We start from the raw sequence: 25,570 nt of genomic DNA, 5'->3' as shown, positions 1-25,570 counted from the left end.
GGTCGGCGGACAATGGCGGCATGCACAACGACGTGACAGCCACCGGCCATGCGGCGCGCATCGCCACGGTGGACGCGCTGCTTCCCGCGCCGCTCCCCTTCGAGGTCGGAGGGGATTCCGCACTGCTTTCCGCCGAGGTCGGCGACACCACCGCGGCCGGTCTGACGACCTGTACCGGACTCGGCCCGGACAGCCCGCGCTCGATGTGGCGGGCGCTCGTCGAGCACCGGCTGGAAGTCCAGCTCGCCGGTCCCGATCCGGCCGCCGGCCTCGACGCTTTGCTCACTCGATGGGATGAACACCTGGGGTCCCTCGCCCGAGTGGGGGATACGGAGTGCGCCGCGGTGCTCTCCCGGCCCAGCCGTGACACCGCCGGGGCCACCGAACTCCTCCGGCACGGCTTCGCCCCGGTGGGCGTGCTCGCGGTCCGCCCGGCACAGCGGATGGCCACCGGACCCGACGCGACGCCCGGTGTCTGCATCCGGCACGCGACCCCGGACGACCTCTCCACCGCGGTCGCGCTGCAGCTGGAATTGCAGCGGTACGACGCGCAGTTCGGCCGGATCACGCTCCGTCCCGGCGTCGAGGAGCTGATCACCAAGGAACTGCTCCACCACCTCGAACGGCCTGAGCCGCAGGTGTGGATCGCGGAGCTGTACGGCCAGCCGCTCGGCATGGTCGTGCTGCAGATGCCCGACGAGACCGGCTGGATCCGGCACCGGGTCGCCGCTTCCCGGGTGGGTTATCTGTCGTCGCTGGCGGTCTCCGAGGCGGCTCGGTCGTCCGGTGTCGGCACCGCGCTGGCCACGCACGCGCACCAGGTCTTCGACGAGGCTGGCGCGGATGTCGTGCTGCTGCACCACGCCGTGGCGAATCCCCGGTCGACGCCGTTCTGGTACGCGCAGGGTTACCGTCCGCTGTGGACTGGCTGGCAGCGTCGGCCCGCGGTGCGTTCTCGCTAGTCTGGCGGTTGCCAGGCCGTCCCGAGGGGAGTCCCAGTGACCGAAAAGCCCGACGCCGCACCGAAAGCGCCGGAAGGCGTCGACGTCGAGAAACCCTCGGCCGCGCGCGTCTACGACTGGTACCTGGGCGGCAAGCAGAACTGGGCGGTGGACCGGGAATTCGGCCGCAAGGTCGAGAAGATGTGGTCGCTCGCCCGGCCCGGCGCGAAGCAGAACCGCGAGTTCATGAACCGCGTGGTGCGAGCCGCGCTGGACGCGGGCATCCGCCAGTTCCTCGACCTCGGGTCCGGCGTGCCGACCGCGGGCAACGTGCACGAGGTGGTCGAGGCCGCGCTCGGGGACGACGACGAGGCGACCGTGGTTTACGTCGACTACGAGCCGGTGGCCGTGGCGCACGCGACGCTGATCCTCGAGGACGAGGCGGCCACCGACTGGGCCGGCATCGTCCAGGCGGACATGCGCGACCCCAGGACCGTGCTGAGCGACCCGCGCACCCGCGAGCTGATCGACTTCGACAAGCCGGTGTGCGTGATGCTGATGGCGGTGCTGCACTTCGTCGGCCCGGACGACGATCCGGACGCCGTCGTGCGCGCCTACCGCGACAAGCTCGTGTCCGGCAGCTGGCTGGCGATCTCGCAGATGAGCGAGGGCGACGGCAGCGGTCCGGCGCTGGAGGGGCTGCGCTGGTTCGTGGAGCAGTACCGCAAGACGAGCAATCCGATGTGGCTGCGCGACCGCGACGAGATCGAGCCGTTCTTCGGCGGCTGGCCGCTGCTGGAGCCGGGGATCACGCATCTGCCGGACTGGCGGCCGGAGCGCGAGCTGAACGCCGTCGAGGCGGAGGCCCGCCCGTTCGCCTGGTGCGCCGTGGCGCGCAAGCCGTGACCGCACCCGACGCGCCCCGCGGCGTGGACGTCGACAAGCCGTCCGCCGCCCGGATCTACGACTGGTACCTCGGCGGCACCCAGAACTGGGCGGTGGACCGGGAATTCGGCCGCCGTGTGGAGAAGGTGTGGCCGCTGATCCGGCCGATGTCGCGGGAGAACCGGGCGTTCATGAACCGGGTCGTGCGGGCGGCGCTGGACGCGGGGATCCGGCAGTTCGTCGATCTCGGGTCCGGCGTGCCGACCGCGGGCAACGTGCACGAGATCGTCCGCGAGCAGCTGCCGGCGAGGGTCGTGTATGTCGACTACGAGCCGGTCGCGGCGGCGCATTCGCGAGTGATCCTCGAAGGCGAGGAGGCGACCGACTGGGCCGGGATCGTCGAGCGCGACATCCGCGATCCGGAGGCGATCTTCGCTGACGAGATCACGCGGGAGCTGATCGACTGGTCGCAGCCGGTGTGCCTGCTGATGATCACCGTGCTGCATTTCCTCGGCCCCGGCGACCGGCCGGACGAGCTGGTCGCCGCCTACCGCGACCAGCTCGCGCCCGGCTCCTGGCTGGCTGTCACGCATGGCACCTGCCGGGACGACGCGCCGCCGGAGCGGGCGGCCGAGGTCCGCGCGTTCGTCGACGCGTACAAGGACACGTCGAACCCCGCGTACCTGCGCACCGACGACGAGATCCGGCCGTTCTTCGGCGGCTGGCCGCTGCTGGAGCCGGGGATGAGCGCGCTGCCGGACTGGCGGCCGGACGAGCCGGTGTCGGAGTTCGCCGCGGAGGTCCGGCCGTTCGCCTGGGGTGCCGTCGCGGTGAAGCCCTGACTTCTCTCCCAGCGAACACTCCCTGGGAAACAAACCCGCCCTTCGGAGAGTTGAGCACCTTAGACTCAACTTATTCGAGGAGTGCACATGACCGACCCCCGCCTCCTGCCCGTCCTCCCGCTCGATGACGACGTCGTGCTGCCGGGCATGGTGGTCCCGCTCGACCTCGGCGACGCGGAGACCCGGGCCGCAGTGGAGTCCGCCCAGGCCAAGACCCCCGCGACCGCGTCGTTCCCCGGCATCCGCTCGGGCGCGGCGAGCAAGGCCGAAGTCCTGATCGTCCCGCGCGTGCACGGCGAGTACGCCGAGCTGGGCACCGTCGCGACCGTCGAACGGATCGGCCGCGTTCCCGGCGGCAAGACCGCTGTGCTGCTCCGCGGCACCGCGCGCGCCTCCGTCGGCCGGATCGCCGACGGCCCCGGCGCGGCCCGCTGGGTGCACGCGGACGCCGCTGACGAAACTTCCGACGACCGCACTGCGCAGCTCGCCGCGGAGTACAAGGCCGTGGTCATCTCCGTGCTGCAGCAACGCGGCGGCTGGCAGATGATCGACGCCGTCCAGCAGGGCGAGGAGCCGTCCGCGATCGCCGACCTGGCCGGCAACGCGCCGTACCTGTCCACTGATCAGAAGCTGGAGCTGCTGAGCGCGCTCGACGTCAGCGTCCGGCTGGAGAAGGCCCTCGAGTGGAGCCGGGAGTACCTGGCCGAGCTGGAGGTCACCGAGACGATCCGCAAGGACGTCGCCGACGGGATGGAGAAGCAGCAGAAGGAATTCCTGCTGCGCCGCCAGCTCGAAGCGATCCGCAAGGAACTGGGCGAACTCGACGGCACCGCGGCCGACGACGACTACCGCGCCCGCGTGGAAGCCGCCGACCTGCCGGACGAGGTGCGCAAGGCCGCCCTGGCCGAGGTCGACAAGCTGGAGCGGACGTCCGAGCAGTCGCCCGAAGGCGGCTGGATCCGGACCTGGCTCGACACGGCGCTGGAGCTGCCGTGGAATGAGCGCACCGAGGACGTCTACGACATCGCCGCCGCGCGCGCCGTGCTCGACGCGGACCACGCGGGCCTGGACGACGTCAAGGAACGGATCATCGAGTACTTGGCCGTGCGCAAGCGCCGCGCGGAATCGGGCCTCGGCCCGGTCGGCGGACGGCGTTCCGGCGCGGTGCTCGCGCTCGCCGGTCCTCCCGGGGTCGGCAAGACGTCGCTGGGCGAGTCGGTGGCGAAGGCGATGGGACGCAAGTTCGTCCGCGTCGCGCTGGGCGGTATCCGGGACGAGGCGGAAATCCGCGGCCACCGGCGTACGTACGTCGGCGCGCTGCCGGGCCGGATCGTGCGGGCCATCAAGGAAGCCGGCTCGATGAACCCGGTCGTGCTGCTCGACGAGATCGACAAGGTCGGAGCCGACTACCGAGGCGACCCGACGGCCGCGCTGCTCGAAGTGCTGGACCCGGAACAGAACCACACGTTCCGCGACCACTACCTCGAGGTCGAGCTGGATCTGTCCGATGTGGTCTTCCTGGCGACGGCCAACGCGCTGGAAACCATCCCCGGCCCGCTGCTGGACCGGATGGAACTGGTGACGCTGGACGGCTACACCGAGCACGAAAAGGTCACCATCGCGCGGGATCACCTGCTGCCGCGCGAACTTGAGCGGGCGGGCCTGGCGTCCGGCGACGTCGTGCTGACCGACGACGCGTTCAGCCGGATCGCCGCCGAGTACACCCGCGAGGCCGGGGTGCGCGACGCGAACCGGACGATCGCGAAGGTGCTGCGGAAGATCGCGACGAAGGTGGCTTTGGGTTCGGTCTCGCTGCCGCTTTCGGTGTCCGCCGCGGATCTGGAAACCTACCTCGGCCGCCCGCGGCACGTGCCGGAATCCTCGCTGCCGACGGCGACCCAGCGGACGTCTCTGCCAGGCGTGGCAACGGGTTTGGCTGTCACCGGCGCTGGCGGGGACGTGCTGTACATCGAGGCGTCGCTGGCCGATCCGGAGAGCGGGGCTTCGGGCCTGCAGCTGACCGGACAGCTGGGTGACGTGATGAAGGAGTCGGTGCAGATCGCGCTGTCGTACCTGCGGTCGCACGGGGCGGAGCTGGAACTGCCGGTGGGAGACCTGCGAGAGCGGGGAATCCACGTGCACGTCCCAGCGGGTGCGGTGCCGAAGGACGGCCCGTCGGCCGGTGTCACGATGACGACCGCACTGGCGTCGCTGCTGTCCGGGCGGGTGGTCCGGGCTGATGTCGCGATGACCGGCGAGGTTTCGCTGACCGGGCGGGTGCTGCCGATCGGCGGGGTGAAGCAGAAGCTGCTGGCCGCACACCGGGCGGGGATGAAGACGGTGATCATCCCGCAGCGGAACGAGCCGGATCTGGATGACGTGCCTGCTGAGGTGTTGTCGCAGCTGGAGGTGCATGCGGTGGCTAACGTGCGGGAGGTGCTGGAGTTGGCGCTTACGCCGGCTTCTTCGGAGGTTCGGCAGGCGGCTTGATCGTAGGTCCGTGAAGGGCTCCTTGAGGGAATCAGATTCTCTCAAGGAGCCCTTCACGGCACGTCAGGAGAAGTCGACCTTCTCCCACTCAAAGCCTTCCACCCAAGCCGAGTCGCCCTCCGCGAAGCCGGTGAACGCTGCCACCACCTCCGCCAAGTTCCCAGCCTCCGTACGGTAATGCCGTTCCGGCGACCCGTCCCGACGCTCCAGCGCGAACTCCCCCTTCGGAGCCGCCGCGAACTTGCCCTGTCCTATTTGGACATAGTGATCGCCGCGTTCCAAGACCGCGTACCAGTTCTTCGCCGACAACCGGCCCAGCGCCGCCTTGATGCCCGCTGCGTCGGGGTTTTCCACTCGGGAGCCGTCGCACATGGTCAGGTCCAGCACGTTCGGCCGGTGCACCTCGGCGGTCTGCGGGTTGAACACCGTCAAGTCGTGTTTTCGGGCCAGGTCAAGGACAACGCGCGTCACCTCGGCCGCGCGCGGGTGTTGCATCGTCAGTACCGCGCCATCGCCGGAGCGCTCGATCGCCGCGCTCCATGGGGATTCTTCAGGGTCCGAAGCCTCGTGCAGTTCCGGGTATTTCGCGGTCAGGTCGCGGCAGAACCCGTCAAGCGACGAGTCAGCCGGGCCCGCGCCTTCGCGAAGACGGACGTAGCGGGCTTGCGGATCATCGGCATCCCCAGCCCAGACCCCCAGGTCGTAGCTCACAATTCCCCTCCAGCAGGAATCAGCTCTGCGCCCCCGCGAGCAAAGCCACGTTCATCACGTACTCGCCATACCCCGACTTGGCCAGCTTGGTCCCCAGCGCATGGCATTCGTCCGCGCTGATAAAGCCCATCTTCAGCGCGACCTCTTCCAGACACGCGATCCGCACGCCGGTCCGGTGTTCCAGCACCTGCACGAACTGACCGGCCTCCAGCAGCGAATCGTGCGTGCCGGTGTCGAGCCACGCGAAACCGCGGCTCAGCTCGATCAGCTTGGCGCGGTCGCGGTGCAGGTAGGAGAGGTTGACGTCGGTGATCTCCAGCTCGCCGCGCGCCGAGGGCTTCAGGTTGCGGGAAATGTCGACGACCTCGTTGTCGTAGAAGTACAGCCCGGTGATCGCGTTGTTCGACCGCGGTTTCTCCGGCTTCTCCTCAATGGACAGCAGGGTGCCGTTCTCGTCGATCTCGCCGACGCCGTAGCGCTCGGGGTCTTTCACCTGGTACCCGAACAGGACGCAGCCGTCGAGGTCGGTCGCCGCGGTGCGCAGGGTGGTGGAGAAACCTTGGCCGTAGAAGATGTTGTCGCCGAGGACCAGCGCGACCGAGTCGTCGCCGACGAAGTCCGCGCCGATCACGAAGGCTTCGGCGAGGCCGTTCGGGCTCGGCTGTTCCGCGAACGAGAAGGACAGGCCGAACTGGCTGCCGTCGCCGAGCAGACGGCGGAAGTTCGGCAGGTCGGCCGGCGTCGAGATGATCAGGATCTCCCGGATCCCGGCCAGCATCAGCACCGAGATCGGGTAGTAGATCATCGGTTTGTCGTAGACCGGCAGCAGCTGCTTCGACACGGCCTGCGTAATCGGGTGCAGACGGGTTCCGCTGCCCCCGGCGAGCACGATGCCCTTCACAGCCCCTCCTCACGTGCGGTGGTGGTGTTCACCGTACCGAGTGAGCTTCGAGGCCGTCTGAGACTCCGCTCAACTCAGAACGCGGGGCCTTTGCCGAAATACGCCTGGCAGCCGTTCGCGTACTCGGTGGCGATCTCCAGCGCGTTCTTCCCGCCGTCGACCGGCAGCACGGTGGACGAATAGTTGGGGCAGTAGTTGTTGTAGATGCCGGTGATGTGCACCGGCGCGGGGAGTTCGTACCAGTTCCCGGCGCCGAAGTTGTCGTTGGCCAGCAGCGTCTGCCCGTTTCCGGACACCGGAGTGCCGTCGGCCCGCGTGTAGATCTGGCCGACCATCACCAGCCGTACGCCGTTCGGGCCGCCGGGGAACAGGGTGGTGGTCTGGGCGTGCTGGAAGTAGTAGCCGTTCGCGGTGTTCACCCTGGTGCCGGGGTCGGCCGGGTCGCCCCAGTTCGCGCCGTCGGCGGAGATTTTGTAATACGGATCGCAGTAGCGGTCGCGGTAGTTGCAGATCTCGTAGCCGAACCAGTACCGGCCGTCGGGCAGCCTGCGGATGTTCGGCATGCCCGGCCGCACCCTGGACGGCCCGATGGCCATCGTGAGCTGCTTGGTTCCCCAGTTGATCCCGTCGGTCGACGCGACGCGGTTGAGCACCTGGCCGTACTTCGGCGCCTGCGTCTCGTCGGCGTAGTGCAGCCAGAGCGTGCCGCCGGCGTCCACGGTGAACTCTGGCTCCCAGATGCCGTCGTGGTTGTGCGAGAGCGCGGCTTCGGACAGGTACCGCCAGTTGCGGCCGCCGTCGCGGCTGGCCCACACCTTGATCCCCATCCGGCGCTGCGGGCCCGAGTCCTGCCGGTAGGTCGCCGCCCAGAGCAGCGTGCCCGCGCGCAGCCGGCCGACCCGCTGCGGCAGTTCGTAGAGGGTTCCGCAGCACTGGCCGAACTTGGCGTCCGGGTCGCGGATCTCGCTGATCCGGTGGAAGGTCTCGCCCTCGTCGGTGCTTTCGAGGATCGGCGCGAACCGGCCGTTGCCGTCCTCGCTGGTCAGCGCCGCGATGATGTTCCCGCGACCGAACGGCGAGTACTCCAGCCGCACCAGCCTCGGGTACGAGCCGAAACCGGGTACGAGCAGCTTCTTGCCCGCTGCTTCCGCGACCGGCGCGAGCACGGTCACGAGGACCGCCAGCGAGGTGAGGAAAGCAAGCACGGGGGTCCAGCGGCGCATCCAGGAACTCCTCTCACGATCAGACGGGCGATTACACCACGTGGTCGGCTCGACACCATCGATTTCGCCTGGTCACCCGCGTGAGTCCACCCCTTCGAGGAGATCGCTGGGCTGTTCAGGGGCACCCGCTGCGTAACGACCGGGCGGAGCGTGACGAAAGATCATCCGGAGGCCCCGTCGGGGCACGCTAGGGGGAACCATGCGCCGCACCATCGGGCGTCTCGCCGCCGTCTGCGCGGCGGTGGCGATCACCGCGTCGTGCTCGCTGCAGCCGTCGGGTGTCGGGGCGATCGTGCGCCAGATGCCGGACGAGCCCAGCGACGTCCCCGCGCCGGTGCTGCCTCCGCCGCCACAACCGGACAAGCCTCGCCTGGCCGAGAACCCGACGGAAACCCACCAGGGCAAGAACAATGCGACAGTTCCGCTGACCTGGCCGTCCGGGGTCTCGGGGTTCCTGACCTTCGACTGTCCGAAGTGCACCGGGCACGTCGCCGTGACGACGGACGGTACGGAAGGCCTGCTGGTCAACGACAGCGACGCCTACCACGGGACGGCTTGGTTCAACGTCTCCCCCGGCGGCAAATCGGTGCACACGCTGACGGTCGAGGCAAAGGGCTCGTGGACCGCGACGATCACCGACTACCGCGGAGTGCCGGTCGTCGAACCGGGCAAGCCGTACAACGGCCACGGGGACGCGGTCCTGGCGGTGCCCCCGAACACGACCTGGGGGAAGTTCTTCACCGGCTCGAAGGGCTCGAACGGAGTCTGGGTCCTGGTCGACGGGTATCCGCATCTGGCGGTGAACCACATCGGCGAGACCACCGGGGAGTTCCCGCTCACCGGACCCACGTATGTGGCGGTGGAGACGTTCGAGGCGGACTGGACCTTTACCGCCTTTTGAGGGCCTGCTGGAATCCTGATCCGGACGCCAGCAGGCCCCGCGAGTCACCGGTAGTTGGTGAACTGCAGCGCGATCTCGAAGTCCTCGCCCTTCAGCAGGGAGATCACGTCCTGCAACTGGTCCTTCTTCTTGCCCGACACCCGCAGCTGGTCGCCCTGGATCTGGGCTTGCACGCCCTTCGGGCCTTCATCGCGGATGAACTTCGCGATCTGCTTCGCCTTGTCCGACGCGATGCCCTGCAGGATCTTGCCGCTGATCTTGTAAATTTTGCCGGAGATCGCGGGCTCGCCTGCCTCGAAGGCCTTCAGCGAGATGTTCCGCTTGATCAGCTTCTCCTTGAAGACCTCCACCGCCGCGAGGGCGCGCTCTTCGGTCTCCGACTCGATCGCGATGGCTTCCTCGCCGGACCAGCTGATGCCGGTTCCGGTGCCGCGGAAGTCGAACCGCGTGCCCAGTTCCTTGCTGGCCTGGTTCAGCGCGTTGTCCACCTCCTGGCGGTCGACCTTGCTCACCACGTCGAAAGAGGGATCCGCCACGTGTCCTCACACCTTGTCTCAGCTCGTCAGGGACCCCCAGCGTAGCGCCGGGGCATCCCGGTTGACCGGCCGTCCGGACCGTTGGGTATCCTTCTTTCCGGCCGGTTCGCCCGGCCATGGCAGGTTACCCAAGCGGCCAAAGGGATCTGACTGTAAATCAGACGGCTCAGCCTTCGGGGGTTCGAATCCCTCACCTGCCACCCCCAGAGCACCCCGGGACCGACCAGGTCACGGGGTGCTTTTGTGTTGCCCGGCTGGCCTCGGACGCGCTCAGGGTCAGCAGGCGAGCTTGGTCGCGGCGCTGTCCATGGGTTGCTTCAGGACATCGGGCCAGGTGGCCGTATCGGTTTCCAAGCGGGTCTCGTCACCCTGGGCCGCTGTGCAGTCACCGGGTGAGAGTTGCGTGGTTTCCGGGTCGAAGGTCCACAGCGGACTGAACGAGACTCCCGGCGGCGAGCCGGATCCCGCGTCCGTCTGGCACTGGACGAAATCCACTGAACCTCCCTCCTTGCCTGGCGACGTCGAAATGCTCTGGCAGTCGTCGAAGGCTCTGCACGTATGTCGGAGAAACCCGCCCGGCCGCTGCGGATGGGCTTGACCCTCCTGCGGCAGGAGGCCGCACGCTCGTCGGCATGAACGAATTTCGCGGACCGGTTCCGATGCCCGCCTACGACGCGGTGTCCCCGGGCAACTACCTCGGCTTCTACGGGATGCCGATGTTTCCCAACGTGCCCACCGCCGACCTCGAAGCTTCCACTGATTTCTGGCTTCGCGGGCTCGGCTTCGACAACCTTTTCACCCTGCCCGGCCAGGTCGTGCACTTGCGCCGCTGGGCGTTTCAGGACGTGCTGCTCAAGCCGGGGACGCCCGCGGTTCCGAGCGAGGCCAGCGTCAGTTTCTCCTGCGTGCTCGGCGAACTCGACGAAATCGCCAAGCGGTGCGAGGAAATCACGCCGGGCTGCACGAGCGGACCGGAGCTGATGCCGTGGAACTCGCGGGAGTTGACGGTCGTCACGCCGGAAGGCACGAAGGTCGTGATGACCGCGGCGGAGCCGATCGACCCGGACGGCCCCGTCGCGGAGCGGATGCGCGCCGTGGGGATCGACGTCCCACGGTAGTGAGCTGCGACACTGAGGCCGTGACCGAGCAAGACGGCCTCACTGTCGGACGCACGGCGACGCTCGTCGGCGTGAGTGTCAAAACCCTGCACCACTGGGACGCGGTCGGCCTGGTGCGCCCGAGCGAGCGCACCAGGTCCGGCTACCGCGTGTACTCCGCCGACGACATCGCGCGCCTGCACCGAGTTCTCGTCTACCGCGAGCTCGGCTTCCCCCTGTCGGAAATCGGCCGCCTCCTGGACGACCCGACCGCCGACGCGCACGCCCACCTGACCCGCCAGCGCCGCGAACTGCGGGAGCGGATCGAGCAACTGGAACACATGGTCTCCGCCGTCGACCGCATGGCAGCGGCCACCCGCGGCGGGATGCAGTTGACCGCCGAGGAACAGATCGAGATCTTCGGATCCGACTGGAACCCAGAGTGGGTAGACGAAGCCGCGGAACGCTGGGGCGACACGAAGCAGTGGGCGGAATACCGCGAGCGAACCACCGACCTGACCCCGCAAGACTGGCAGGAAGCCGCGGCCGAACACGAGACCCTCCACACGGACCTCACCACAGCACGGCGAGCTGGGATCGAGCCCGGGACACCGGAGGCGAACACCCTCGCGGAGCGGCACCGAGCAACGCTGTCGCGCTACTTCGACTGCACGCATTCGATGCACGTGTGCATCGGGCGAAAGTTCGTGGATGAGACCGGATACACGGAGTACTACGACGCGTTGGCACCCGGACTCGCGAGCTGGCTGCGGGACGTCATCTTCGCCAACGCGATCGCACACGGAGTGAACCCAGAAACAGCAGTCTGGGAGTAACCACCCCCGCACCGGTGCACCCGACTATCGAGGCACCCAGCCCCTCCCCCGCACCCCGATACGAAGCCTTCCCTGCGGTTCGGGGGTGCTTGTCAAGGCATCTTTCCCGCCTTGACAAGCACCCCCGAACCGTCAGCACAATCAAACTTCGGGGTGGTGGCCCCCACCCAAACGCAATGTCGCCGCCAGGCGACGAGCCGACAGCGATCAGTGCTTCTCGTGAATCAACGGCCAAGGCGAAGGAAACACATCAACCGGCACCTTCACCACAGCCGGACGCCGAGCCGCAATCGCCGCAGCCACATGCTTCTCCACCGCAGCAGCATCCTCAGCGAGCGCAAAATCCAACCCGAACGCCCGAGTAAGCAGCTCGAAATCAGGATTAGTCAGATCCGACCCAATGAACCGACCACCATAAGTATCCCGCTGAATCCGCCACACATTCCCAAACCGAGAATCCTCAAACAACACAGTCACCAACGGAATCCCGTACTTCTTAGCCGTAGCGAACTCCTGCAGAGACCAGCCGATCCCACCGTCGCCAGTCACCGCGACTACCGGACGTCCGCCCGCTCCCACCGCGGCGCCGAGCGCGGTCGGCATCGCGTAGCCGAGCGTGCCCTGATAACCCGGCCACACATAAGACCGCGGCGCTTGCACCGGAAACCCGTACGTCGAGACGTAGCCGATCTGCGTCAACTCGTTGACATAAACCCCGTCCTCCGGCAACGCGGCACGAATCGCGTCGACGAACTCCATCTGCGGCCCGGCCTGCTTCCGGATCCGGACTTCGCAATCCTCCCGAAGCCGAACCAGCTCAACCCCCCAGGAAGCACGAGGCGAGAGCCGTTCGACCAACGCCTCCAACACCGCCACCGCATCAGCATTAACGGCAAGATCCGGCCGCCGAGGCGGACGAAGATCAGCCGCATCGATATTGACCAACGCAAGCCGAGCGTCACCAATATTCAGCTGCTGCCCGAACGGCGTAAGGAACCGGCTCCCGAACGAAACCACCAGATCCGCCGTAGACCGCAGCTCCCACAGGGCGAACGCGGGCAACGCATGCGGATCCCGAGCGTCAATCGCCCCGCGCCCGTTCTCGCTCATCACCACCGGCGCGTCCAGCAACTCAGCAAGCCGAGCCAACAGCTTGAACGCCCGAGGATCCCGCATCCCACCCCCGACATGGATCACCGGCCGCTCGGCAGCCCCCAGCAACCGGGCAAGCTCAGCGACATCCCGCTCCGGCGCCTCCGGCTCCCGAACCCCAAACGGCTCCCCCGGCTTAAGATCCGCAACCGCGTGAAGCAAATCCGGCCCCAGCTCCAGCGCAACCGGACGCGGCCGCCCAGTCCGCATCTGCCGGAATCCCTCATGCACGAGATCCGGAATCTCCTCAACCCGCTTAGGCCGGGCAGACCACTTAGTCAGGCCCTGAACCGTGTCGGTCTGCCGAGGAATCTCATGCAGCGCCCCAAGCCCAGACCCGACCAGCGGCGAAGGAATCGTCCCTGCCAGCAGCATCACCTGCGACGAGCAGGCATACGCCGTCGCCATCCCGGCCCCAGCGTTCAGCACCCCAGGCCCCGGCACCACCATCGCCACACCCGGCCGTCCGGAAGCGCGGTAATAGCCGTCCGCCATGTAACTGGTCGCCTGCTCGTGCCGCGGAACCACGAGCTCCAGCTCGTCGCGCTTGCGGTACATGCCGTCAGTGAGCCCGTCCAGCTGGACTCCGGGAATGCCGAAGACCGTGTCGACGCCCTCGCTGATGAGCGCCCTGGCGAGCGCGTCACCGCCTGTCATCTGTGCCATGCGGATCCCTCTCGTCAAATGTCTATAATGAATATAGATCAAATCTCGGGCAGCTGGCAACGGAAGAGGCGAGCATGACTCTCGAAGGACAGGTGCAGGCCTACGCGGACCGGCTCGGCAGGCCGATCATCGTGTTCGACGTCGACTTCACGGTGATCGCGTTCAGCGTGCACGACCAGGACGTCGACCACGCCCGGCTGGCGATCATCCTGTCCCACAAAGGATCTTCGCGCGCCCGCGAGTCCATCCGGGACTACCGGGTCGGCCAGGCGCCGGACCCGGTCCGGATTCCGCCGCTCGACGGCGGGCAGTCCCGGCTGGTCGCGCCGGTCCGGCACGAGGGACGGCTCGTCGGCTACCTGTCCTCGACGATCCCCGAGGACGACGACTCCGCCTACGAGGACGACGACGAGTTGCGCGACCGTCGCGCGCAGATCGGCTTGCTGCTGGCCGCCATGGCGCTCGGCAACCGAGAGGACGAGGACCGCGCGCGACGCCTGCTCGCCGCGCTCCTCGAAGGCAACGACGACCAGCGCGTCCGGGCCGCCGACGAACTGCTCGCGAGCGGCCTGCTCTCCCCCGTCCCGCACTACACGGTGATCTCGATCGCGACCCCGCCCCGAGCCGAGCCCAGTTCGGCGACGCTCCGGCTCGTGCTGGACCGGGCGTTGTCGAGCATTCCCGTCTTCCCGACCCTGAAGGCGGTCGGCGCGGTGCTCGGCAGCGAAGCGATCTTGCTGGTGCCGTACGAGATCGACACCGAGCGGCTGTCAGCCCTCCTTGCCCAGCCCGCCTTTTCCGGCCTGCACGCCGGGGCCGGCGGAGCGCACGCGCCGCTGTCCGGAGTGCACCGCTCGCTGCGGGAAGCCCGGATCGCCTTGCGCGGCGGCGACACCGGCTGCGTGACCCACTGGTCAGAGCTGGGATTGGACCGACTGCTGCTGCAACTCCCGCTAGAGGACGTCGACATCGCAGATCTCCCCGATGCCGTACGACGGTTGCTCGACGCGCAGTCCGGACCGGATCTCGCGCAGACCCTCGAGACCTACCTCGACTGCGGCTGCGACGCCCAGCGCACCGCACTGACCCTGCACGTCCACCGCAGCACCCTCTACTACCGGCTGGATCGCGTGCGCGCAGTCGCCGATGTCGATCTCGCCGACGGGAAAGTACGCCGGGAACTCCACACCGGCCTGCGGATCGCGACGCTCGCCGGTCTTCGCTAGCCCCATCGCCCCCAATTGACTATATTCAATGTGAACTTTTACGGAAGGGTCCCGCATGAACGCACTGCTGACCACCGTCTCGGTCGCCGACGACCGCGGGCGGCCGATCCTCGACGCCGCGACCCGGGAAGTCGTCGGCCACGCACCGGTGCACACGGTCGACCAGCTGAACGCCGCGATCGCCGCTGCCGCGACGGCTCAGCCGGCATGGGCCGCGCTGGGGCACGCTGAACGTTCGCGAATCCTGCACGCCATCGCCGACGACATCGACGCGCACGCCGAAGAACTCGGCGAGATCGTCACTGCCGAGCAAGGCAAAGCCGGCGGCGCTGGCGAGGCGCACGGCGCCGCGCACTGGCTCCGGTCCGCCGCGGACACGGTGCTCGAACCGCAGACGCTGCCGGACGGAGCGGAACAGCACTACGTTCCCCTCGGCGTCGTCGCGTCGATCGGCCCGTGGAACTTCCCGGTGATGATCGCGGTGTGGCACGTCGCGCCGGCGTTGCGCATGGGAAACACGGTGGTGCTCAAGCCTTCCGAGAACACGCCGCTGAGCGTGCTCGCGCTCGCGGAGATCTTCCGCCGCCACCTCCCGGCGGACGTGCTGACCGCGGTCTCCGGGGATCGCGAGGTCGGCGCCGCGCTGGCCGCGCATCCGCGGATCGCCAAGATCGTGTTCACTGGCTCGACCGCGACCGGACGCCGGATCGTCGAAAGCTCGGCGGGCAACCTCGCGCGGCTCACCCTGGAGCTGGGCGGGAACGACGCCGCGATCGTGCTTCCCGGCACGGACGTCGACGCGGTCGCGGACAAGCTGTTCTGGGCGGCTTTCATGAACACCGGCCAGGTGTGCGCCGCGCTCAAACGGCTCTATGTGCACGAGACGATCTACGACGACGTCGTCTCCGCGCTGGCCGAACGCGCCGAGAAGGCGCCGATGGGGCCAGGACAGGACAAGGCGAACCGGCTCGGTCCGGTGCAGAATCCCGCGCAGTTCGAGATCGTTTCCCGGCTGGTGGAAGAAGCCCGGGCGCGCGGGGCCCGGATCGTCACCGGCGGCCTGCCTGCTGCCGAACTGGGGCCGCTGTTCTACCGGCCGACGATCATCGCGGACGTCGAGGACGGTGCCGCGGTAGTGGACGAGGAGCAGTTCGGCCCGGTGCTGCCGGTGCTCCGGTACTCCACTGTGGACGAAGCCGTACGCCGGGCCAACGGCACTGATCAGGGGCTGGGTGCTTCGGTGTGGGGTCCCGACGCTGACGAAACCGACGCGGTGGCGCAGCGGATGGAGGCGGGCACCGTGTGGATCAACCAGCACGGTGGCGTCGATCCGGCGATCCCCTTTGGCGGGACCAAATCGTCCGGATACGGGCTGGAGTTCGGCGTCGAAGGCCTGAAAGCCATGGCGGCCAGCAAAATCATCCGCCGCTGAAACCAGTGAAGGCCTCCTCGAGGGATTTCCCCGAGGAGGCCTTCACGGTGGGCCGGAGGGTCAAGCGCCGCGAAGCTTTTCCCACAACTCGGCCGCGGCCGCCCGGTCGGGCGGAGCACCTCGCCAGACCACCGTCTGGTCCTGACGCACCAGCGTGATCGGGCAAAGATATTCGTCCGGCAGCGCGTCGACTGCAACCACGGCGAATGGGATGCCTCGGCCTGCCGCTTCAACAGACAGCGCTGAGGTATCTACACCGCGCCCGGATATTGCGGTGTAACCGGGTGATAAATGGTCGTACAGCGAGCATCCGTCCGCCAGCGTGAAGTGCGGAGCACGGCAACCGGGCACAGTGGACGGTGTGTAGCTGCCCATCGTGTAACCGGGCGCTTCCTCGCCGTCGTAGGCGATGATCGGGGAATCGTGGTACGCGTAGCCGTAATTCAAGCCAGCAGCGGCGAACTGCGGCTCATTCAACTCCCGCACAGCGGCACCGAACGACACACGCGCGGCTTCGCCCTCCGGAGTCTCGTCTTCCAGGGCGGCGGGAAGTCCCGGCCGCGCGAGTTTCCGCTGGTGGTTCATCGCGAAGTGCGACACCTGTTCGGTGATCGGCCGCCGCTCGGCTTCGTAGGCGTCCAGGATCCCTTCCTCGGCCCAGCCGCCGAGATGCGCGCCGAGCAGCCAGGTCAGGTTGAGCACGTCCGCGATGCCCGCGTTCATCCCGAATCCGGCGAACGGCACCCACAGGTGCGAAGCGTCCCCGGCCAGGAACACCCGCCGGTCGCGGAACCGGTCGGCGAGCAGCCGGCGCGCGACCCAGTCCTCTTTGGACACGACGTCGTACTCGAACGCCTCGTCCACGCCCAGAATCGCGCGGATCGCCGCGTCCCGGTCGACGATCTCCTCCGCCGAGGAAAGGTACGTGTGCACGAGGAAGGTTTCGCGGCCGTCGATCGCGTACACATGGCCGACGCGGCGAGCGTTGAACGTGTAGTAACCCCACGCCCGCGGTTCGTCGGCGGACATCAGCGAGTACAGCTTCGGCGCGCGGATGCAGGTGGACTGCACGTGCTGGAGCACCGGATCGCCGCTGAGCTTCGCGCCGATCTGCTTGCGCACCGCCGAACGGCCGCCGTCCGCGCCGATGAAGTACCGAGCGCGCAGAGTCTGTTCGCCCGAGTCGTCGGACACTACTGCCGACACCGACGACGCGTCCTGCTCGACCGAATGGAACCGGGTGCGGTTGAGCAGGGTCACGCCGGGCGCGGCGGCGGCGTTCCGGGCGAGGATCGGTTCCAGGAACGTCTGGTTGATCCGGTGCGGCGGTTCCGGCGTCGCCCAGCTCGTGTCGGGGCCGACGCGCGAGGTGTACCGGTCGCCGCTCGCCGGGATCGGGATGCGCGACAGTTCCCGTCCGGTCAGCGAGGTCCGGAACGCGACGTCCTGCGGATAGTCGCGCGGCAAACCGGCGGCGCGCACCTCGGCCGCGATCCCGAGCCGACGGAAGCTCTCCATGGTGCGCGAGGCGACGTGATTGCACTTGACGTTCGGAGGTTCGAGAAACTCCCGTTCCTCGACGACGATCACCGACACGCCGCGGCTGCTCAGGTCGAGTGCGGCGACGAGACCGACCGGACCTGCCCCGACGATGAGGACGTCTGCGTCCATGGTTGCTCCGTTCAGCACGGCATTCCTTGCGCCACCACGCCAAGGTGCTCAGTCATCAACCGACGGGCAGCATCCTCGTCACGGTCCTCAATGGCCTGAAGGATGCGGCGGTGCGCATCGACGGCCCGAGACGCCCGCTCAGCGTTGGTATGCACGGCATACACGCTTTCCCGCGGCCGGTTGAGCGCGCCGACCGACGCGGCGATCGCCGGGTTTCCGCTGAGCAAACCAAGCCGGGCGTGGAATTCCAGCGACAAGGGGTTGTACCGGCTGGCGTCGTGGACGTGCATCTCCGACTCCTCGACCAGCGCACGCAATTGCGCGACCTGGTCGTCGGCGGCGGCACGTGCGGCGAGCGCGGCTGCGGCGGGTTCGACCGCGTGCTGCGCTTCCAGGAGCTGTTCGGTTCGCATGCCGTGCAAATGCAGCTGAATGGAAAGCGAATCAGCGATCCGGCCGATGTCCGCCTCGGCTTCTTCCGCCGTGTTGAGTTCGCGGTATTCACCGGACCAGTACAGCAACGGCTGCCCGGTCCCGCCGCCCGCCGAAACGACTTCGCCGACGAGGATGATGTGGTCGCCGCCGCCGAGCATCGTGTGCACGGTGCAGTCGAACCAGCTCAACGCGCCGGTGACCACCGGGGCACCGGTAGCCTCGGTGTGCGTCTCGACCTCGTCGAACCGCTCTTTGCTCCGGCCGCGCCCACGGCGGGCGAAGCACGCGGAAACCTCCTGCTGATGGCGGCCGAGCACGTTGATCGCGAAGACCCCGCTCGCGCGGATCTCTTCGAGGATCGGGCTGTGGGAATTGATCGAAACCGTCACCAAAAGCGGGTTCAGCGAAAGGGAAACGAACGAGGTCGCGGTGATTCCGTAAAGGTGCCCGTCGAGCGCGGTAGTCACTACTGTGACACCTGAAGCGAATCGTCCGGCTGCCTGGCGGAAGCTGTCGATCCGTTGCTGGTCGGAGGTCATCGTGGTCACCTCGCTCCGTCCGGAACGCCGAGATGGCGGAAGTCGTAGACGTCCAAAGTGGTCTCACCGGCGCGCAGACGGTCCAGATAGGACTCTTCCTTCTCCGCGCGGCCCCGGGACGCGGCCAAGACACGGTCGTACTCGTCCGCCGGGAACACGACGATCCCGTCCCGATCGGCCACGACGATGTCACCGTGGTGAACCACCCTGCCGCGCAGGGTGATCGGGCGGCCGACCGTCCCCGGCCAGTTCTTGATCGTGCCGCGGATCGAGATCGCCGTGCTGAACGCCGGGAACCCGAGCGACGCGAGCTGCTGAGTGTCGCGGACGCCGCCGTCGATGACCAAGCCGCCAATGCCGCGCGCTTGCGCCGCGACCGCCATCACCTCGCCCCAGTACCCGAACGGCGCGCCACCTGCGTCGACCACAAGAACGTCACCGGGGCCAGCGGCCTCGATTCCGTGATGCAGCGCCAGATTGTCCCCGATCTGCGCGGACACCGGCACCGCGCGGCCGACGATCTGCGCGCCGTCCCAGGCTGGCCGGAACGCGGCGTCCAGGAAGCAGTCGAGACCGGACGCCTCGTACAGTGTGGCCGTGCCGAGCGTCAGCAGTTCCTTGGTGTCTTCGGCCAACGTGGTCATGCGTCCGCCCGCTGCAGATCGTGGTAGCCGTACTTCGCGCGGGCTTCGGCGATCGTCGCGCCGCCGAGAGCGGCGGCGAGGATCGCCTCTTCGCGCGTCTGGATCATCTCGGCGACCTCCAGTACGTCGTCCTCACAGTCGCGAGGGATCGCGACCACGCCGTCCGAGTCGCCGAGCAGGATGTCCCCGTGGCGGATGGTCACGCCGCCGATCGTCACCGGTCCGCGCTCCTCGGCCACCTCGACCCGGTCCTTGCCGGTGCGCATGAAGCGTCCGCGGCTGTAGATCGGATAGCCGATGGAAAGCGCGCGATGCGTGTCGCGGCAGACACCTTCAATGACCGTGCCGGAGATGCCACGCTGGTGCGCTACCGCGGTCAGGATGTCGCCCCAGACTGTGCAGTCGAGGCGGCCGTCGTTGTCGAGCACGATCACCTGACCAGGCTCGACCTGGTCGATGAAGTCGCCGACCGTGCCAGCCGGGACCTGCGCGCTGACATACCGCACGGTGAACGCGCGGCCGATCATGCGCTGTCCGTCCGCCAGCGGGGCAAGGCCGAGCAGGCTGCCGGGGCGCTTGAGCTTGTCGAGGGCGTCGGAGACCGTCGCGGTGCCGAGCCCGGCGAACCGGTCGAGGAGAGACATCAGCGCTGCTCCACAGTGACTGAGGGGAATTGGGAATCGTGCATGACCTCTTGCACGTCACGGCCGGACCGGACGGCCTCCGCCATCCGGGCTTCACGCTCGGCGATCCGCTTCGCGAGGCCGATGACGCGGTCGGCATCTCCGGCGGAGACGAAGACGACGCCATTGACATCCGCGAGCACAAAGTCTTGCGGGGCAACGGAGATACCAGCGATCTGGATGCGCTCGTCCATCGCGGCCTGCACGATGCGGCCCCGCGCGCTGACCGGAACTGCCGTGCGGGCGAACACCGGGAGTTTCAGCGCCTCGCTCTCCTGGACGTCGCGACAGGCACCGTCCACGATCACGCCAGCCACGCCGCGCCGGACCGCGGCCTCGGCGAGCAGGCCACCCCAGCAGGAGACGTCCGTGCGGCCGTGGTTGTCGATCACCACGACGTCGTCCGGTTCGGTGATCGCGACCAGCGGGGTGGCGATGTGCGTCGCCGGTCCGGCGGTCGCTTTGGGAGCAGCCGTGACAGTGCGTACGCGACCGGCCAGGACGGTGCCCGTGGGCCACATCGGCTTCAGTGCGGTAACCGCGCCGGGCAAGCCCAGCGTATCGAGCGCGTCGGAAACCGCGCAGCTGTCGAGGCCGCGCAGTGCGGTGATGATCTCTTCGGGAGACATGGTCACTTCCGTTCCCAGGTAAGGAAACCCATCGCGTTGCCGGTGCCGGCTTCAGTGCGATAGCAGGGCTCGTAGTCGACACTGGTCACGGCGAGACCGGCTTCGTCAGCGATCCCGGCGACCGCGATCCAGTTGCGCAACTCCGAGGCACCGGACCGCATCTCGGCGGCCGGGACGCTCGACAGGTAGCTAGCGTCGTGGTCGCGCAGGGCCTGGATGAACTCCTGGTCCAGCTTCTCGTCGATCACGAAGTGGCTGAGCCCGCCCGAAGCGACGACGCCGACCCGCAGGTCGCCGGGGAACGACCGGATCGCCCGGCCGACCGCGCGCCCGAAGTCGTAGCAGCGCTTGGCTCCCGGCGGATTCGGCTCCCAGAAGGTGTTGATGAAGATCGGCACCATCGGCAGCGTCGATTCCTGGCCGAGGAACCGCTGGTAGATGAAGCCGAAGCCGTGCGGAATGGTGTGGTTCTCGTACCGCCCGGCCGGGATGACCTCGGTGGCCCCGGTGTCGAAGTCGTCGGCCTGGGTGGACTGGATGATGTGCTTGCCGAGCGCGCGGTGGGTCGGCCGCATGATCGTGCGGTCCGGGACGTCGCCGGTCGCGGCCTCGGCCAGGCCGGGAGCCATCGCGTCGAGCTGCGCCTGGGTGAACGGCACGTGCGCGACCTCGTCGCCCCAGAACACCGAGAACGGGGCGAGCCATTCGTCGCCGTAGGTTTCCTTGTGATCACTGGAAACGATCACGAGGACGTCGACGTCCTGGGTGCGGATGAAGTCCGCGAGCCGGTCCATCGACCGCTGACAGCTTTCCCAGCGACGCGCCATCACCTCGGGCGTGATCTCCGCGGTGAAGTCTTCACGCAGCTCGCGGAGTTCCTCGTAGCTGTAGGTCTCGCCGCGGAACTTCAGCCCCTTGCTGGCGCGGTCCGCCGTGCCCCGGGTATCCCAGGCGTGCGGCGGTGGTGCCTTCAGCTGCGGTCCGTGCGAGGTGCCGAACCCGGCGACGATCTCGGTCATGACCTTCCCCCTCAGAGCTGGAAGAGCGCGCGGGCGTTGTTCTCGAGGACGTCGGCGCGCTCCTTGTCGCCGAGCCAGGCGATGTCGTCGATGAGCAGGTGGATGTCGTCGAACCAGCGGCCGGTGTCCGGGTCGATCTGCGAGCCGGTGCCGGGTTTCTCCGAGCCGAACAGCACCCGGTCGGTGCCGACGACCTTCATCAGCAGCTCCAGGCTGTCCTGGGTGTACAGGCAGGAGTCGAAGTGCAGCCGGCGCAGCTTGTCCAGATAGGACACTCCGGTGCGCACCACCGACGGCAGGAAACGGCCCACCTGGTACGGAATCGCGCCGCCGCCGTGCGAGACGATCACCTTGAGGTCCGGGAAATCCTTCAGCACGGTGGAGTTCACGAGGCTCCACACCGCGATGGTTTCTTCCTGGATGAAGTGCAGGCTGTACGGCTCGCGCGCGGGCGGTTTGCACCCGGCGGCGTGCAGCAGCACCGGCACGTCGAGTTCGCACAGCACCTCGTACACCGGGTACCAGTACCGGTCGCCGAGCGCGAGCGGGGTTTCCGTGCCCTCGTACGGATCGGTGTTGAGCATCGCGCCGACGAAGCCGAGTTCGGTCACCGTGCGGCGCAGCTCGGCGGTCCAGTCGCGGGGCGTCAGGTCCGGGCTCTGCGGGAGTCCGGCGACGCCCTTGAACCGGCCGGGGAACAGCTCGGTCGCGCGGTGGATGAGGTTGTTGGTCTCCTCGGTGAACCACTGCACGAGCTTGGCCGGCCGTTCGCTGTGCATCATCTGGAACGGGCGCGGCGAGATCATCTGCAGGTCGATCCCGGCGCCGTCGAGGTGCGCCAGATGCGAGATGTCGCCGAAGCTCGGGTGCGGGTGGTGATACGCGGCGGCGAGCGCGTCGTCGCTGATGGCGGGCGGTTTGCCGCCGTGCGCGCCGCGGTGCGACAGCAGCGAGGCTTTCCAGGCGTAGTAGGAGTCCGGCGCGGACATGTGGCCGTGGACGTCGATGATCACGGGATGCTCCTTGCGGTCTCAGCCGAGCGGCTTGCTGATGAGTTCGTCGACGCGCGCGTCCGTCGCCGACGTGTCGTAGAAGCGCAGCAGCCGGGTGCGGCCCGCGCCGGGGTCGCCACGGTGCAGGTACTCGTAAAGTTCCTGGCGCATCCCGAAACTCGAGCCGGCGAGCTCCCAGCCGAGCCGGAACAGCCGTGCCTTCTCCGCCGCTCCGATGTCGTGGCCGCGCATGTAGAGGTCCAGGAACGGACGCAGCTCCGGGTTCGCGAGGTCGGCTTCGGTCGGCTGCATGATGAGGCCGGACGCGGCGACCTGGCGCAAGATCTGCACCATCCGCGCCGAGATGTCCGCCGACCAGAAGCCGACGCCGTTGGTATTGCTCGGGGCGAGGTGCCCGCCCGGCGTCACGACGGCGTCGGCCTCGGCGCCCTTGATCGCCAGTTCGAGCGTCTGGACATACGAAATGAGCTCGCCCAGCTGTTCCTGGATGCCGCGGAAAGTGTCCACGCCGATGGAGTGCGCGAGCTTCTTCGCGACGGAGGTGAAGAACTTCATCCGGGCGAGGAAGCGGATGTGCGTGCTCTGCAGGCTCCAGACGTTGATCCGGCCGAGGCCCTTGAGCGCGCGCAGGGAGTCGCCGAGCAGGAAGATGCGTTCGCGCGGCAGGAAAACGTCGTCGAAGAACAGCATCGCGTCCTGCTCGTCGTACCGGTTGCCGAGCGGGTGCGAGTGACCGCTCTCCGGCGCGCCGAGCGGTTCGCGCAGCAGGATCTTCAGGCCCGGCGTGCTCATCGGCAGCGCGAACCAGATGACGAAGTCTTCCGCACCGCGCGCGGCGGTGACGCCGTTGAGGTACACCAGCACCTCGTGGGAGAACGGCGCGAGTGTCGCGAGTTGCTTGGCCCCACGCAGGATCACGCCGTCCTCGCGCTCCTCGACCACGCGCAGGGCGAGGTCCGGGTCGTCGAGCGGGCTGGCGCTGCGGTCGATCTGCGGGTCGCCGAGGGCGTGCGTCAGGACGAGGTCGTTTTCCATCGCGAACCGGCGGTAGTCCCGGGCGTTCTGGCCGAAACCTTCGCGGTTCTGGTCGAGTTCGTCGGCGTAATCGGCGAGACCCGCCGCGACATTCGACATGAAGTCGGGCGAACGGCCGAGCTGCCCGAGGCTTTCCCGCATCCACCATTCCGACGCGGCGAATTTGGCGCGCAATTCCTCCGGGGTCTTCGGCAGCGAAAACGCGTAACTGACCTCGTTGCCGGTCTCCGCGGACTTGAACAGGGTCGCCGCCCGCCCCTCGGGGGTGGCGAACCGCAGGTCGAGCAGGCGGGCGAACTCGTCGACGGTCGGCTTCAGCGCCGGGTGCTCCGCGACATTCTCGATGCGCTTGCCGTCGAGCCAGACCTCTCGGCCGTCGTTGAGGCTCTTCTTGTACTGCTCGCCGGTCAGCGCCCCGGTGGCACCGGAAATGTCCATGTACTCCGACTCCTTTGTCTTTGACGGGCCCGCACCGGGCGACGATTCGAAGCTACGGAAATCGCGGCGCCGCGGAATCGGTCCGCTGCGGGAATCTCCGCCGCGGGCGTCCGACACCGTGTAGGAAAGTCCGACGCGGTGTCGGAAACGCTCAGCGCTGGATCGTCGGCACCGTCACCCATTGCCAGTAGGTGAACTCGTCCAGGTTCCAGTGCCCGCCGTGCCGTCCGCCGTTGCCGGACGCGCCGAGGCCGCCCATCGGGATGTGCGCGGCGTCGTAGATGGTCTGGCCGTTGAGCGCGACCATCCCGGCACGCAACCGCGAAGCGAAGCCGAGGGCGCGCGCGACGTCGCGGCTGTGGATAGCCGCGGACAGGCCGTATTCGGTCGCGTTGGCGAGTTCGAGCGCTTCTTCTTCGGTCGAGAAGCGGGTGACCGGAGCGACCGGGCCGAAGATCTCACTGCGGAAAGCCGCGTTGTCAGCTGTTACGCCGTCCAGCACGGTCGGTTGGTAGAACGCGCCGTCGTGCGTGGCCCCGTGCACGACCTGCGCTCCCCCGGCGACCGCGGCCTCGACGATGCCGTGCACCCGCTCGGCCTGCGCGGTCGTGATCAGCGGGCCGAGGGTCGTCCCGGGTGCTTTCGGGTCGCCGAGCCGCAGTTTCTCCGCCGCTGCTTTGAGCCGTTCGACGTACTCGTCGGCGATGCTTTCGTGGACGAGATGCCGTCCGGTGGCCATGCAGATCTGGCCTTGGTGCCGGAAAGTCCCGCCGACGCCACCGGCGACGGCGCGGTCGAGGTCAGCGTCCGCCAGCACGATGAACGCGTTGTTGCCGCCGAGTTCGAGCACTACCCGCTTGAGCAGGCCGCCCGCGATCTCGCCGACCCGGCGGCCCGCGGCGGACGAGCCGGTGAACGAGATCGCGTTCGTGTGCGGCGAACGCACGACAGCCTCGCCGGTCGCCGCGCCACCGGGCAGCACGTGCAGTACGCCGTCCGGCAAACCGGCTTGTTCGAAGATGCGCGCGAGCACCGCGCCGCCGGAGAAAGCGGTCTTCACGTCCGGCTTGACCAGCACCGCGTTGCCCAGCGCGATCGCCGGGGCGACCGAGCGCATGGCGAGCATCAACGGCGCGTTCCAGGGCGCGATCACTCCAACGACACCGACGGGGATTCGCCGGGCCAAACCCAGCGTCGTCGGGTCTTCCACGGGCAGGAGATCGCCCTGCGACATCGTGACCAGCCCGGCTGCCGCGATCAGTTCGTCGATCGCTTTGTCGACCTCGTGCTTGGCTTTGGCAGGCAGCGAACCGCTTTCGCGCACGAGCACGTCCTCGACGTCGGCGCGGATGTCGCGCAACGCGTCCGCAGCGCGGGTAAGGACGTCGGCTCGCACCCGGTACGACGCTCCGCTCCACTCAGCCTGCGCCTGCGCGGCGCGTGCTCCCGCCCGCTCGACGTCGTGCTGGTCGGCGATGCCCGCGAGGCCGACTTTCCCGCCGTCACCCGGCGAGACAACCGGTTGCGTCCCTCCCCCTCCGGCGCGCCAACCGCCGGAGTAGATCTGCCCGTCTGCCTCGCGGATATCCCACCGGGCCATGTGCGTCGCCTGCCAATCCTGGTGC

24 protein-coding genes and 1 tRNA gene are annotated in these 25,570 nt (G+C 68.2%); 10 read left to right on the top strand and 15 right to left on the bottom strand.

The window, feature by feature from the left end:
- The first annotated feature begins 20 nt into the window (after positions 1 to 20).
- The 4 genes from ABZX37_RS17325 (at position 21) to lon (ending at position 5,158) form a co-directional block, all read left to right on the top strand.
- Complete coding sequence (locus ABZX37_RS17325) at positions 21 to 962, top strand: GNAT family N-acetyltransferase (RefSeq protein ID WP_354740551.1); 942 nt, start codon at positions 21 to 23, stop codon at positions 960 to 962.
- Positions 963 to 998: 36 nt separating this feature from the next.
- A complete protein-coding gene (locus ABZX37_RS17320) occupies positions 999 to 1,847 on the top strand; it encodes an SAM-dependent methyltransferase (RefSeq protein ID WP_354740549.1) in 849 nt (282 codons plus the stop codon).
- Positions 1,844 to 2,668 carry an SAM-dependent methyltransferase gene (locus ABZX37_RS17315; protein WP_354740547.1) on the top strand — a complete coding sequence of 275 codons (825 nt, stop codon included), beginning with the start codon at positions 1,844 to 1,846 and terminating at the stop codon, positions 2,666 to 2,668. The genes ABZX37_RS17320 and ABZX37_RS17315 overlap by 4 nt, the downstream gene beginning before the upstream one ends.
- A gap of 87 nt (positions 2,669 to 2,755) precedes the next feature.
- Positions 2,756 to 5,158 carry an endopeptidase La gene (gene lon / locus ABZX37_RS17310; protein ID WP_354740545.1) on the top strand — a complete coding sequence of 801 codons (2,403 nt, stop codon included), beginning with the start codon at positions 2,756 to 2,758 and terminating at the stop codon, positions 5,156 to 5,158.
- A 63-nt stretch (positions 5,159 to 5,221) separates the two neighbouring features.
- Here lon and ABZX37_RS17305 read toward each other — a convergent pair whose 3' ends face one another.
- The 3 genes from ABZX37_RS17305 to ABZX37_RS17295 form a co-directional block, all read right to left on the bottom strand.
- Positions 5,222 to 5,869 carry a hypothetical protein gene (locus ABZX37_RS17305; protein ID WP_354740543.1) on the bottom strand — a complete coding sequence of 216 codons (648 nt, stop codon included), beginning with the start codon at positions 5,867 to 5,869 and terminating at the stop codon, positions 5,222 to 5,224.
- A 19-nt stretch (positions 5,870 to 5,888) separates the two neighbouring features.
- Positions 5,889 to 6,770, bottom strand: coding sequence for a glucose-1-phosphate thymidylyltransferase RfbA (gene rfbA / locus ABZX37_RS17300; protein WP_354740541.1), 882 nt, complete (start codon positions 6,768 to 6,770; stop codon positions 5,889 to 5,891).
- A 74-nt stretch (positions 6,771 to 6,844) separates the two neighbouring features.
- Positions 6,845 to 7,993, bottom strand: a complete 1,149-nt coding sequence (locus tag ABZX37_RS17295; protein ID WP_354740539.1) for a sialidase family protein — start codon at positions 7,991 to 7,993, stop codon at positions 6,845 to 6,847.
- Positions 7,994 to 8,192: 199 nt separating this feature from the next.
- Between ABZX37_RS17295 and ABZX37_RS17290 the strand changes: the two genes are divergently transcribed.
- On the top strand, positions 8,193 to 8,894 hold the full coding sequence (locus tag ABZX37_RS17290) for a hypothetical protein (protein WP_354740537.1): 702 nt from the start codon (positions 8,193 to 8,195) through the stop codon (positions 8,892 to 8,894).
- A gap of 44 nt (positions 8,895 to 8,938) precedes the next feature.
- Here ABZX37_RS17290 and ABZX37_RS17285 read toward each other — a convergent pair whose 3' ends face one another.
- Positions 8,939 to 9,430, bottom strand: coding sequence for a YajQ family cyclic di-GMP-binding protein (locus ABZX37_RS17285; protein ID WP_354740535.1), 492 nt, complete (start codon positions 9,428 to 9,430; stop codon positions 8,939 to 8,941).
- A 118-nt stretch (positions 9,431 to 9,548) separates the two neighbouring features.
- Between ABZX37_RS17285 and ABZX37_RS17280 the strand changes: the two genes are divergently transcribed.
- Positions 9,549 to 9,630: transfer RNA gene (locus ABZX37_RS17280), tRNA-Tyr, on the top strand.
- 76 nt (positions 9,631 to 9,706) lie between these two features.
- Here the strand turns inward: ABZX37_RS17280 and ABZX37_RS17275 are convergent.
- Positions 9,707 to 9,925, bottom strand: coding sequence for a hypothetical protein (locus ABZX37_RS17275; protein WP_354740533.1), 219 nt, complete (start codon positions 9,923 to 9,925; stop codon positions 9,707 to 9,709).
- A gap of 137 nt (positions 9,926 to 10,062) precedes the next feature.
- Here ABZX37_RS17275 and ABZX37_RS17270 point away from each other — a divergent pair, with 137 nt between their 5' ends.
- Together ABZX37_RS17270 and ABZX37_RS17265 are read left to right on the top strand one after the other, a co-directional pair.
- Positions 10,063 to 10,548: a VOC family protein gene (locus ABZX37_RS17270; protein WP_354740531.1), complete on the top strand. Its 486-nt coding sequence runs from the start codon at positions 10,063 to 10,065 to the stop codon at positions 10,546 to 10,548.
- Between the two features lie 20 nt (positions 10,549 to 10,568).
- The gene (locus tag ABZX37_RS17265) at positions 10,569 to 11,363 is read left to right on the top strand and encodes a MerR family transcriptional regulator (protein ID WP_354740529.1); all 795 of its coding nucleotides are present in this window, start codon (positions 10,569 to 10,571) and stop codon (positions 11,361 to 11,363) included.
- 207 nt (positions 11,364 to 11,570) lie between these two features.
- On the opposite strand, the gene ABZX37_RS17260 is transcribed toward ABZX37_RS17265, so the two are convergent.
- Positions 11,571 to 13,223 (bottom strand): thiamine pyrophosphate-binding protein, encoded by a 1,653-nt coding sequence (locus ABZX37_RS17260; RefSeq protein ID WP_354740527.1) that lies wholly within the window; start codon positions 13,221 to 13,223, stop codon positions 11,571 to 11,573.
- Between the two features lie 32 nt (positions 13,224 to 13,255).
- Here ABZX37_RS17260 and ABZX37_RS17255 point away from each other — a divergent pair, with 32 nt between their 5' ends.
- Together ABZX37_RS17255 and ABZX37_RS17250 are read left to right on the top strand one after the other, a co-directional pair.
- Complete coding sequence (locus tag ABZX37_RS17255; protein ID WP_354740525.1) at positions 13,256 to 14,407, top strand: helix-turn-helix domain-containing protein; 1,152 nt, start codon at positions 13,256 to 13,258, stop codon at positions 14,405 to 14,407.
- 55 nt (positions 14,408 to 14,462) lie between these two features.
- Positions 14,463 to 15,839 carry an aldehyde dehydrogenase family protein gene (locus ABZX37_RS17250; RefSeq protein WP_354740523.1) on the top strand — a complete coding sequence of 459 codons (1,377 nt, stop codon included), beginning with the start codon at positions 14,463 to 14,465 and terminating at the stop codon, positions 15,837 to 15,839.
- 60 nt (positions 15,840 to 15,899) lie between these two features.
- Here the strand turns inward: ABZX37_RS17250 and ABZX37_RS17245 are convergent, their stop codons facing one another.
- The 9 genes from ABZX37_RS17245 to ABZX37_RS17205 form a co-directional block, all read right to left on the bottom strand.
- On the bottom strand, positions 15,900 to 17,510 hold the full coding sequence (locus tag ABZX37_RS17245; protein WP_354740521.1) for an FAD-dependent monooxygenase: 1,611 nt from the start codon (positions 17,508 to 17,510) through the stop codon (positions 15,900 to 15,902).
- 11 nt (positions 17,511 to 17,521) lie between these two features.
- Entirely contained in the window at positions 17,522 to 18,484 is a 963-nt protein-coding gene (locus tag ABZX37_RS17240) for a flavin reductase (protein ID WP_354740519.1), read from the bottom strand.
- Between the two features lie 5 nt (positions 18,485 to 18,489).
- On the bottom strand, positions 18,490 to 19,128 hold the full coding sequence (locus ABZX37_RS17235; protein WP_354740518.1) for a 4-carboxy-4-hydroxy-2-oxoadipate aldolase/oxaloacetate decarboxylase: 639 nt from the start codon (positions 19,126 to 19,128) through the stop codon (positions 18,490 to 18,492).
- On the bottom strand, positions 19,125 to 19,772 hold the full coding sequence (locus tag ABZX37_RS17230) for an RraA family protein (RefSeq protein WP_354740516.1): 648 nt from the start codon (positions 19,770 to 19,772) through the stop codon (positions 19,125 to 19,127). Before ABZX37_RS17230 ends, ABZX37_RS17235 begins: the two co-directional genes overlap by 4 nt.
- Positions 19,772 to 20,440 (bottom strand): 4-carboxy-4-hydroxy-2-oxoadipate aldolase/oxaloacetate decarboxylase, encoded by a 669-nt coding sequence (locus tag ABZX37_RS17225; protein ID WP_354740514.1) that lies wholly within the window; start codon positions 20,438 to 20,440, stop codon positions 19,772 to 19,774. Before ABZX37_RS17225 ends, ABZX37_RS17230 begins: the two co-directional genes overlap by 1 nt.
- 2 nt (positions 20,441 to 20,442) lie before the next feature.
- Positions 20,443 to 21,459, bottom strand: coding sequence for a hypothetical protein (locus ABZX37_RS17220; protein WP_354740512.1), 1,017 nt, complete (start codon positions 21,457 to 21,459; stop codon positions 20,443 to 20,445).
- Positions 21,460 to 21,470: 11 nt separating this feature from the next.
- Positions 21,471 to 22,472, bottom strand: coding sequence for an amidohydrolase family protein (locus ABZX37_RS17215; RefSeq protein WP_354740510.1), 1,002 nt, complete (start codon positions 22,470 to 22,472; stop codon positions 21,471 to 21,473).
- A gap of 18 nt (positions 22,473 to 22,490) precedes the next feature.
- Entirely contained in the window at positions 22,491 to 23,945 is a 1,455-nt protein-coding gene (locus tag ABZX37_RS17210) for a 4-hydroxyphenylacetate 3-hydroxylase N-terminal domain-containing protein (protein ID WP_354740508.1), read from the bottom strand.
- 151 nt (positions 23,946 to 24,096) lie between these two features.
- The gene (locus tag ABZX37_RS17205) at positions 24,097 to 25,545 is read right to left on the bottom strand and encodes an aldehyde dehydrogenase family protein (protein ID WP_354740506.1); all 1,449 of its coding nucleotides are present in this window, start codon (positions 25,543 to 25,545) and stop codon (positions 24,097 to 24,099) included.
- Between the last annotated feature and the right edge of the window lie 25 nt (positions 25,546 to 25,570).

It is taken from the genome of Amycolatopsis sp. NPDC004079, assembly GCF_040610415.1.
Classification (GTDB): domain Bacteria; phylum Actinomycetota; class Actinomycetes; order Mycobacteriales; family Pseudonocardiaceae; genus Amycolatopsis; species Amycolatopsis halotolerans.
The sequence above is the reverse complement of the archived record's forward strand: the minus strand, read 5'-3'. Positions and strand labels throughout refer to the sequence as shown.

Bases quoted from the DNA above. Each gene is read 5' to 3' on its own strand.
- ABZX37_RS17325 (WP_354740551.1), top strand. From the start codon at position 21: ATGCACAACGACGTGACAGCCACCGGCCATGCGGCGCGCATCGCCACG.
- lon (WP_354740545.1), top strand. From the start codon at position 2,756: ATGACCGACCCCCGCCTCCTGCCCGTCCTCCCGCTCGATGACGACGTC.
- ABZX37_RS17295 (WP_354740539.1), bottom strand. From the start codon at position 7,993: ATGCGCCGCTGGACCCCCGTGCTTGCTTTCCTCACCTCGCTGGCGGTC.
- ABZX37_RS17290 (WP_354740537.1), top strand. From the start codon at position 8,193: ATGCGCCGCACCATCGGGCGTCTCGCCGCCGTCTGCGCGGCGGTGGCG.
- ABZX37_RS17270 (WP_354740531.1), top strand. From the start codon at position 10,063: ATGAACGAATTTCGCGGACCGGTTCCGATGCCCGCCTACGACGCGGTG.
- ABZX37_RS17255 (WP_354740525.1), top strand. From the start codon at position 13,256: ATGACTCTCGAAGGACAGGTGCAGGCCTACGCGGACCGGCTCGGCAGG.
- ABZX37_RS17250 (WP_354740523.1), top strand. From the start codon at position 14,463: ATGAACGCACTGCTGACCACCGTCTCGGTCGCCGACGACCGCGGGCGG.
- ABZX37_RS17245 (WP_354740521.1), bottom strand. From the start codon at position 17,510: ATGGACGCAGACGTCCTCATCGTCGGGGCAGGTCCGGTCGGTCTCGTC.
- ABZX37_RS17240 (WP_354740519.1), bottom strand. From the start codon at position 18,484: ATGACCTCCGACCAGCAACGGATCGACAGCTTCCGCCAGGCAGCCGGA.
- ABZX37_RS17235 (WP_354740518.1), bottom strand. From the start codon at position 19,128: ATGACCACGTTGGCCGAAGACACCAAGGAACTGCTGACGCTCGGCACG.
- ABZX37_RS17230 (WP_354740516.1), bottom strand. From the start codon at position 19,772: ATGTCTCTCCTCGACCGGTTCGCCGGGCTCGGCACCGCGACGGTCTCC.
- ABZX37_RS17225 (WP_354740514.1), bottom strand. From the start codon at position 20,440: ATGTCTCCCGAAGAGATCATCACCGCACTGCGCGGCCTCGACAGCTGC.
- ABZX37_RS17220 (WP_354740512.1), bottom strand. From the start codon at position 21,459: ATGACCGAGATCGTCGCCGGGTTCGGCACCTCGCACGGACCGCAGCTG.
- ABZX37_RS17210 (WP_354740508.1), bottom strand. From the start codon at position 23,945: ATGGACATTTCCGGTGCCACCGGGGCGCTGACCGGCGAGCAGTACAAG.
- ABZX37_RS17205 (WP_354740506.1), bottom strand. From the start codon at position 25,545: ATGGCCCGGTGGGATATCCGCGAGGCAGACGGGCAGATCTACTCCGGC.